At 71.5% G+C, this 6,905-nt stretch carries 6 protein-coding genes; 3 read left to right on the top strand and 3 right to left on the bottom strand.

Features of this window, described 5'->3' with window-relative positions:
- Positions 1-12 precede the first annotated feature (12 nt).
- Positions 13-1,998 carry a transglycosylase domain-containing protein gene (locus IN07_RS09915; RefSeq protein WP_231558085.1) on the bottom strand — a complete coding sequence of 662 codons (1,986 nt, stop codon included), beginning with the start codon at positions 1,996-1,998 and terminating at the stop codon, positions 13-15.
- A gap of 314 nt (positions 1,999-2,312) precedes the next feature.
- Here IN07_RS09915 and IN07_RS25175 point away from each other — a divergent pair, with 314 nt between their 5' ends.
- The 3 genes from IN07_RS25175 to IN07_RS09925 all read left to right on the top strand — a co-directional run bounded on the left by IN07_RS25175 (position 2,313) and on the right by IN07_RS09925 (position 4,149).
- Positions 2,313-2,483, top strand: a complete 171-nt coding sequence (locus IN07_RS25175) for a hypothetical protein (RefSeq protein ID WP_156119116.1) — start codon at positions 2,313-2,315, stop codon at positions 2,481-2,483.
- A 43-nt stretch (positions 2,484-2,526) separates the two neighbouring features.
- The gene (locus IN07_RS09920) at positions 2,527-3,147 is read left to right on the top strand and encodes an SNARE-associated domain-containing protein (protein WP_052091096.1); all 621 of its coding nucleotides are present in this window, start codon (positions 2,527-2,529) and stop codon (positions 3,145-3,147) included.
- Positions 3,148-3,222: 75 nt separating this feature from the next.
- Positions 3,223-4,149, top strand: a complete 927-nt coding sequence (locus tag IN07_RS09925; protein ID WP_052091097.1) for a serine hydrolase — start codon at positions 3,223-3,225, stop codon at positions 4,147-4,149.
- Positions 4,150-4,683: 534 nt separating this feature from the next.
- On the opposite strand, the gene IN07_RS09930 is transcribed toward IN07_RS09925, so the two are convergent.
- Positions 4,684-5,454 carry an SDR family oxidoreductase gene (locus tag IN07_RS09930; protein WP_036335506.1) on the bottom strand — a complete coding sequence of 257 codons (771 nt, stop codon included), beginning with the start codon at positions 5,452-5,454 and terminating at the stop codon, positions 4,684-4,686.
- A 107-nt stretch (positions 5,455-5,561) separates the two neighbouring features.
- Positions 5,562-6,845, bottom strand: a complete 1,284-nt coding sequence (locus IN07_RS09935; protein WP_231558086.1) for a multidrug effflux MFS transporter — start codon at positions 6,843-6,845, stop codon at positions 5,562-5,564.
- Positions 6,846-6,905: the final 60 nt, after the last annotated feature.

Below are 6,905 nucleotides of genomic sequence, written 5' to 3' on the forward strand. Positions count from 1 at the left end.
CGGGCGCCCTCGCTACGCCCGTGGATCCGGTGACCGGAAGGCGACCGGAGGAGCGGAGTTCAGGATCGGCGTCATGGCGTCGTTCCAGATCGTCGCCGGTCGGCCGCCGCCGAAGCCGCCGACGTTCTCGTTCTCCTTGGGGTTGAGCACCATCACACTGGCGGCGTACTCCGGTGTGTAGCCCACGAACGTGGCGGAGAAGTTGTCCTGGCTGGTCCCGGTCTTACCGGCGATCTGGTGACCGGGCACGTACGCTCCCGCACCAGTCTGCCCAGGGTATTCCGGCTCGACGTCCCGGCGGAGGATCTGGTTCAACGTGTCCGCAACGCGCGCCGGGACGGCGGAGTCCACGCAGTCGTCCGACGTGTCGATCCTGGTCCCGTCGGGGAGCGTCGCCGGCGCACCGTTCGGGTCGGTGATCGCCGTGACCGGGATGGGGTCGCATTGGGTGCCGTTGGCGGCGAGCGTCGAGTAGGCACTGGCCAGGTCCAGGGGACTGGTGGCTTCGGCACCGAAGGTGTACGAGCCACGGTTCTCGTCGATGATCTGTTGGGCCGGGGTCTGGTTCGCCTGGTCGAAGTTCATGCCCATCCGCTCGGCCATGCGCACCGGTCCCTCGACGCTGCCCAGCGCGTCTTCCAGCGCCAGGAAATAGGTGTTCGAGGAACGGATCAGCGCGCCCTCCAAGTCCAGCGTCGTCGGTTGCCCGCCGGAGTTGCTGACGTCGTACGGGTCGCGGCCGTCGCGGTAGACGCGGGAGACGTAGGTATCGCCGGTGGTCATCGTGTAGGACGGCGAGTACCCCTGCTCCAACGCCGCCGCGGCGGTGAACACCTTGTAGGTGGAGCCCGATCCCTGGCTGGCCGCGGTGTTGAGCACCACGGACTCGCAGGAGATGTCGGCAGCCGAGTTGCAGCCGTAGTTCCGGTTCACGCTCATCGCCAGGACGTGCCCGGTCCCGGGCTGCACGGCGGTGAACATCCCAGCCAGCGAGTTGCCCATCGGCACTGCAGCGCGCACTGCCTGGTCCCCCGAGCGTTGGACGTCCGTCCGGAGCGTGGTCTCGATCGTGTAGCCGCCGTTCTCGAGCTGCTCCTGGCTCATCCCGAGCGTGTCCACCAGGTACGACTGCAGGTACGCGCAGAAGAAGCCACCCACCGCGGCGTCGATGCACCCGTTGGGCGGGTTCGGCTGCGCGGTGACGACCACCGGCTGCGAGGTGGTGTCGGCGAGTTCGGCGTCGGTGATGTAGCCGAGCTCGTGCATCCGCGCGAGCACCAGGTCACGCCGGCTCTGGGCGTTCTCCGGGTTGACCAGGGGGCTGTCGATCGCCGGGCTCTGCATCAACCCGGCCAGCACGGAGGCCTGGGCCAGGTTGAGATCAGCCGAGTCGACCGAGAAGTACCGCTGGGCTGCAGCCTGCACGCCGTAGGCACCGGAACCGAAGTACGCGATGTTCAGGTAGCGGGTGAGGATCTCCTCCTTGGAGTACCTCTCCTCCAGGGCGAGAGCCAGCCGCGCCTCGACCAGCTTGCGGTCGATCGATTCCTCCGTGGCCTCCGCACGCTGCTCGGGGGTCTCCGCGGTCTGGAGCAAGGTCTGCTTCACCAGCTGCTGGGTGAGCGTCGACCCGCCTTCCTCCACGGCACCGGCGGCCAGGTTCCGGCCCAGCGCGCGAAGCGTCCCCTGCACGTCCACGCCGCCGTGTTCGTAGAAGCGACTGTCCTCGATCGAGATCAGCGCCTCGCGCATGACCGGCGGGATCTGCTCGCCGGTGACCGGGGTGCGGTTGTTGGCGTAGAACTGCGTGATCACCGACCCGTCGGCGGCGAGCACCGTGGTGTTGCCGTTGAGCGTCTGGTCGGTCAGTTCGACCGGCAGCGCGTCGAGCAGAGAAGCCGAGTCCCGGGCGAGCAGCCCGGTGCCGGCGACGAACGGGAGCATCATCCCGGCGAGGAGCGCCCCGGCGGCCACCACGGCAGCCCCGAGCTTCGCCATACCGCCGGCCGTGGAAGCGACGTGATCATTCATCCCTTCCGAAGCTAGGTGTCGGATCGCGGCAGGGTGCGGGTCCTGGGGGGCACTGTCTTTACCTGGAAGAACAGGCCACCGATGGCCGAGGATGCGGTCTCGCCGTCGGCCGGCGGGCGGGAGAGGCGCGCAGCGCCACGCCATAGCCGCCGCGACATGGCGCCAAACCTCCGTGGGTGGCCCCGCTGGTACCTGGAACGACAGGGACTGCCACCGGGTCCACGTCGCCGGTTGCCTGGACGTCACCCCCCTTCGGTCGCTCGAGCCCCGAGGAGAACGCCATGCCGCCCACCATGGGCGAGGCCGCCCACGCTGCCGCCTCGCCGCTGGCGCCGTTCGAGTTCGACCGGCAGCCGGTCGGCCCGGAGGACGTCCGCATCGACATCGCCACGCGGGATGCCGGCTTCCGGTTCGTCATCGACAACCCCTCGCTGTCTCAGGCCAGCGCGTGAGAGCCGTGTTCACGGCCGGGCGGCGGAGACGTCGAGGGCTCAGGTGACCGGCTGGTTCGATGCGGTTCCCGCTCATGCGCTGCCCGCGGTCGTCGCTCTCGTGCTGGTGGCCGAGTCGGGGCTGCTGATCGGCATGCTCCTGCCGGCGGCGTCCTTGGTCCTCGGTATGGGCGTCCTAGCAGGCTTGGGATTGGTCCCCGTGCCCGTCGTCGCCCTGGCCGTGGCCGGCGCGACCGTCCTGGGCGCGGCGCTCGGCCACCGCACCGCGGCGCGCGCCGACTCCGGCTCGTCCCTCCCGACAGACGGACGGCTCGGTCGGCTGCTCCCCGAGCGCGCCCGGGAGACGGTCGACCGCTCAGCTCTGGCCTGGTCCGGCGCCATCGGACGCCGACCGGTGCGGGTCGCCGCGATGTCGCAGTTCGTCGCGGGGGCGCGGACCCTGGCGCCGCGAGTCGCCGCGCAGGCCGGGGTCCCGCTGCGCGTGATGCTGAGAGGGACGATCCCCGCGGCACTTCTGTGGTCCTGGGGACTCGTCGGAGCAGGAGCCGTGGCCGGTGCTGCGCTCCCACTCCTGCGCTGCTCGGTCGCGGCCGCCGGCATCCCGCTCGTCGTCGCGGCCACCTGGCTGCTGCTCCGCCGGAGGGCGAACGCCGTTCCGGCGTGACGGACACCCACTGCGCACCCACGCGACCCCGACAACGCGGCCCGGAGTGCCGATCCACACGAGAGCAGGCCTCCCATGCACCTGCACCTGCTCCGCCACCGCGGGTGGCTGGCCGCACTCCTGGGGCTGCTGACCGTCGGCGTCGCGACCGTCGCGATCGTCGGCTGCTGCATCACCGGGGTGGAGGCCGTCGCGGGGAGATCGGTCGCGTCGTCGCCGCCGACCATCAGCGCACCGCCGAGCACCGCCGCGCTGGCGACCGCGACGCCCTCCATCGACCCGGCAGCGGTTCTGGCAAACGTCCGGGCAGCCGCCGCAGCCGCCCAGGGGTCGATCCGGGTCGTCGTCCTGGACCCGGACGGTCGGCCGTTGATCACCGGTCCGGATGCCGGCGCGCCGACGTACACGGCCTCGCTGGTCAAGATCCTGGTCGTCGCCCGGTTGCTCGCCCTCGATGCAGCGGGGTCACTCGCGCTCAGCGGCGAGGATCTCGACCTGGTCCAGCGTGCCGTCGTCCAGTCCGACGACGGCGCCATGAGCAGGTTGTGGGACCGGTACGACGGCGCCCAGCTGGTGAGGCACGTGGCGACGGCTGTCGGGCTCACCGGAACGCGCCTTCCAGCGGTGCCCGGTCAGTGGGGACAGGCGGTGACGACCGCCGCGGACGTGGCCACCGTGCTGTCTGCGCTCGGCGACATCCTGGACGACGACGATGTCGAGACCCTGCTCGGCTGGATGCGGTCGACCTCCGCCATCGCGGCGGACGGTTTCGACCAGTGGTTCGGACTGCTCGCCCCGGTGCACGGCGGGATGGCGGCCAAGCAGGGGTGGATGTGCTGCGTCGACGGCGTCCGGCAGCTGCACTCGGCCGGCGTCCTCACCGACGGACGCGTCGTCGTCCTGCTCGGTGAGTTCCCCGCCTCCACCTCCTGGGGTAGCGCCGTCCGCGCACTGGACGACGCCGGTGCCGCCGTCCTCGCCGAGCTCCCAGAAGGCACTTGAAGCCCGTCCTGGATCAGCCGGTGAGGGGAAGTGCACCGCAGGCCCAGCCCTCCCCGCGCGCGCTGGACTGCCTCTGGGTCGGAGAACGAACGGGGCGTCGCCGGCGGGGGCTGCACGCGGTGATGTCCGGGCGCCGGTCGAGCGGCGAACCGGGTCCGCTGGACGAGCTGCGCCGCCGCAACGACGGTGGACGGAGCGTTCTGGGGACGCGGGCCCCGCCATGTCCCACTACCCGTGCCTCGATCGTGATCCGATGCGCACCAGCACGTGTGGCACACCGGCATGGGCTCGCGTGCGGCGTCCTTGGGGCCGCACCACCAGGCGTCGCCGGCCCGCGCCCCTGGCCGACGAGTGGGCTCACGTGCGGCCAATCACCAGCTCAGCCGACTGCGCCGCCTTGCCCGGCTCGCTGGCGACACACCTACGACCATCGCCGCAGCCACACCGCGCGCGACGGACACCGGCTGATCAGCCGCACAGCCGCCTACAACCCTGCTGTGGATCATACTCAGGGGGCCGGGTTGTCTCCGGAGATCACCGCTTGGTCAGGCGAGTGATGTCCTCGCGGACGGCGTCGGGCTCCTCCTCCAAGGGCGGCAGGCTGTCCGGATCGCCCGCGGCGTTCAGTTCACCGCCGCCGTCGGGCGTGAGCGGCGCGAACAGCTCCTCCCAGTCAGCCGGTGCGGCCCCGGGCTCGGCGAACAGCTCAAAGGTCTTGTCGACCGCTGAGTCGGTGAGCAGGCTGCGGACGAGCACCGCGGCCAGCTGGTCCCGGCCGATGCCCCCGTTGCCAGTGTCGGTCTGCTCGAGGACCAGGCGCTCGTCGCGGGGGCCGACGTTGTCGAACCAGCCGGGACGGACGATCGTGTACGGGGCGCCGCTGGCTCGCACGAGCCGCTCCGACCGACGCTTCCAGTCCAGCAGCTGGCCGGTGCTCCCGCTGTACGCGCCGCGGCGGCTGACGCCGATGGACGTCATCAGCGCAACCCGGGGCGTACGGCCGTCGAGCGCAGCCAGGACGTTGGCCACGCCGCCGTAGTCGATCCGCCGAGCCTGGTCGGGACTGCCGTTCCCGCCGTGGGTGAAGACGATCGCGTCGACGCCACGCACGGCGGTGGCCAGGCCCGTGGTCTCCTCGAGATCACCCCAGACCAGGTCGGCGCCGGGCAGCACCCGCTCCGCCCGGGCCGGATCCCGGACCAGCGCGCGGACGTCGAGTCCGTGCAGTAGTGCGGCGGCGACGACGCGGCGGCCGATGCTGCCGGTCGCTCCGACGACGAGCACGGAGCTGGGTTGATCGGTCATCTGTCTGCTCCTCCTGGTCTTGATGCGGTGTGCTGCCTGGTGCTGCGGACGGGCTCGACAGGTCCGTACTGCGCTGCCGCCCGATCGCGCCGCCTGGCCTGCGATTCTCAGTGAGGCGCGACGGCCCCTGCGCCCTCGGGTGCGGCGAGCCGCCAGGGGCGGACGACGAGTGCGAGGACGACGAGCGCCGAGGTCAGGCCCGCCACGACGACCGTCCCCATGGCAACGGCGTCGTTCCCGAGCAGCCCGACCACGGGTGAGACCACCGCTCCGACGCCGAACTGCACAGCACCCAACAGTGCCGCCGCTGCGCCGGCGGCGTCGCCGTGCCGGGACAGCGCGAGCGCGGGAGCGTTCGGCATGGCGAGCCCGGCGGCGAAGAGCACTGCCCAGAGGGGCAGGGCGACTCCGAGCAGTCCCCCGGTTCCCGTAGCGGCCAGCGCCAGCAGGACGACGCCGGCCAGCGCGGCAGCCGCGGTCCCGGCGACCAGGATCTCCCCCGGCGCCCAGCGGCGCAGCAGCACCGGATTGAGCTGGGTGGCCGCGATCAGCCAGACGGCGCCCACGCCGAAGAACAGGCCGAACTCCTGCTCGTCGAGGCCGTACTGCCCCTGGTAGACGAACGACGACCCCGCGATGTAGCTGAACAACGCTGCCATGGTCAAGCCGGCGACGAACACCAGCCCGACATAGGTCCGGTCGCGGAACAGGGACCCGTAGGTCCGCATGGTGGTGGCCACCCCGCTGCGGCGCCGGCGCTCGGGTGGCAGGGTCTCGCGCAGCGCGAACCAGCCGCCGATGACCAACAGGAGCCCGTACACCGCGAGGACGACGAAGAGCCCCCGCCAGGTCGTGAAACGGAGGACCTCGCCACCGATGGTGGGCGCCAGCACGGGCGCTGCGCCGATCACAAGGAAGAGGCGGGACAACATCGTCGCGGCCGCACGTCCGTCGAAGAGGTCACGGACGACAGCCAGGGCGATGACCGCGCCAGCTGCCGCCCCCACGCCCTGCAGCACGCGCAGAGCTCCGAGAACGGCGATGTTCGGCGCAATGAGGATCAGCAGTGAGGCGACCACGTGGAGCGCGGTGCCGGCCAGCAACGGCCGGCGACGTCCGATGGCGTCGGACAGCGGACCGAGCACGAGTTGGCCGAGAGCCAGGCCGATGAGCGTCCCGGTCAGCGTCAGCTGGACCGCGGACGCGGTGGTGCCGAGATCTGCGGCGATGGTCGGCAGCGCCGGCAGGTACATGTCGATGGTCAGTGGACCGACCGCGACGAAGGCCCCGAGGGTCAGTGCGGTCCGTGCGACGCCGGGGCGCCGTTCGTCGCTGCCGGGAAGTCCGGCGGGGGGTGTGTGGAGGGCGGTGCCCTCTCGCAGGGTGGTCACGTCGTTCTCTCTCAGATGATGGGCTTCGGCCTGCCGTTGCCTCAGCCGGCTGCGGCCGGG

It is taken from the genome of Modestobacter caceresii (genome assembly GCF_000761485.1).
GTDB classification, from domain to species: Bacteria; Actinomycetota; Actinomycetes; order Mycobacteriales; family Geodermatophilaceae; genus Modestobacter; species Modestobacter caceresii.

Coding starts and splice junctions, on each gene's coding strand:
- IN07_RS25175 (WP_156119116.1), top strand. CDS start 2,313: ATGCCGCCCACCATGGGCGAGGCCGCCCACGCTGCCGCCTCGCCGCTG.
- IN07_RS09930 (WP_036335506.1), bottom strand. CDS start 5,454: ATGACCGATCAACCCAGCTCCGTGCTCGTCGTCGGAGCGACCGGCAGC.
- IN07_RS09925 (WP_052091097.1), top strand. CDS start 3,223: ATGCACCTGCACCTGCTCCGCCACCGCGGGTGGCTGGCCGCACTCCTG.
- IN07_RS09915 (WP_231558085.1), bottom strand. CDS start 1,998: ATGGCGAAGCTCGGGGCTGCCGTGGTGGCCGCCGGGGCGCTCCTCGCC.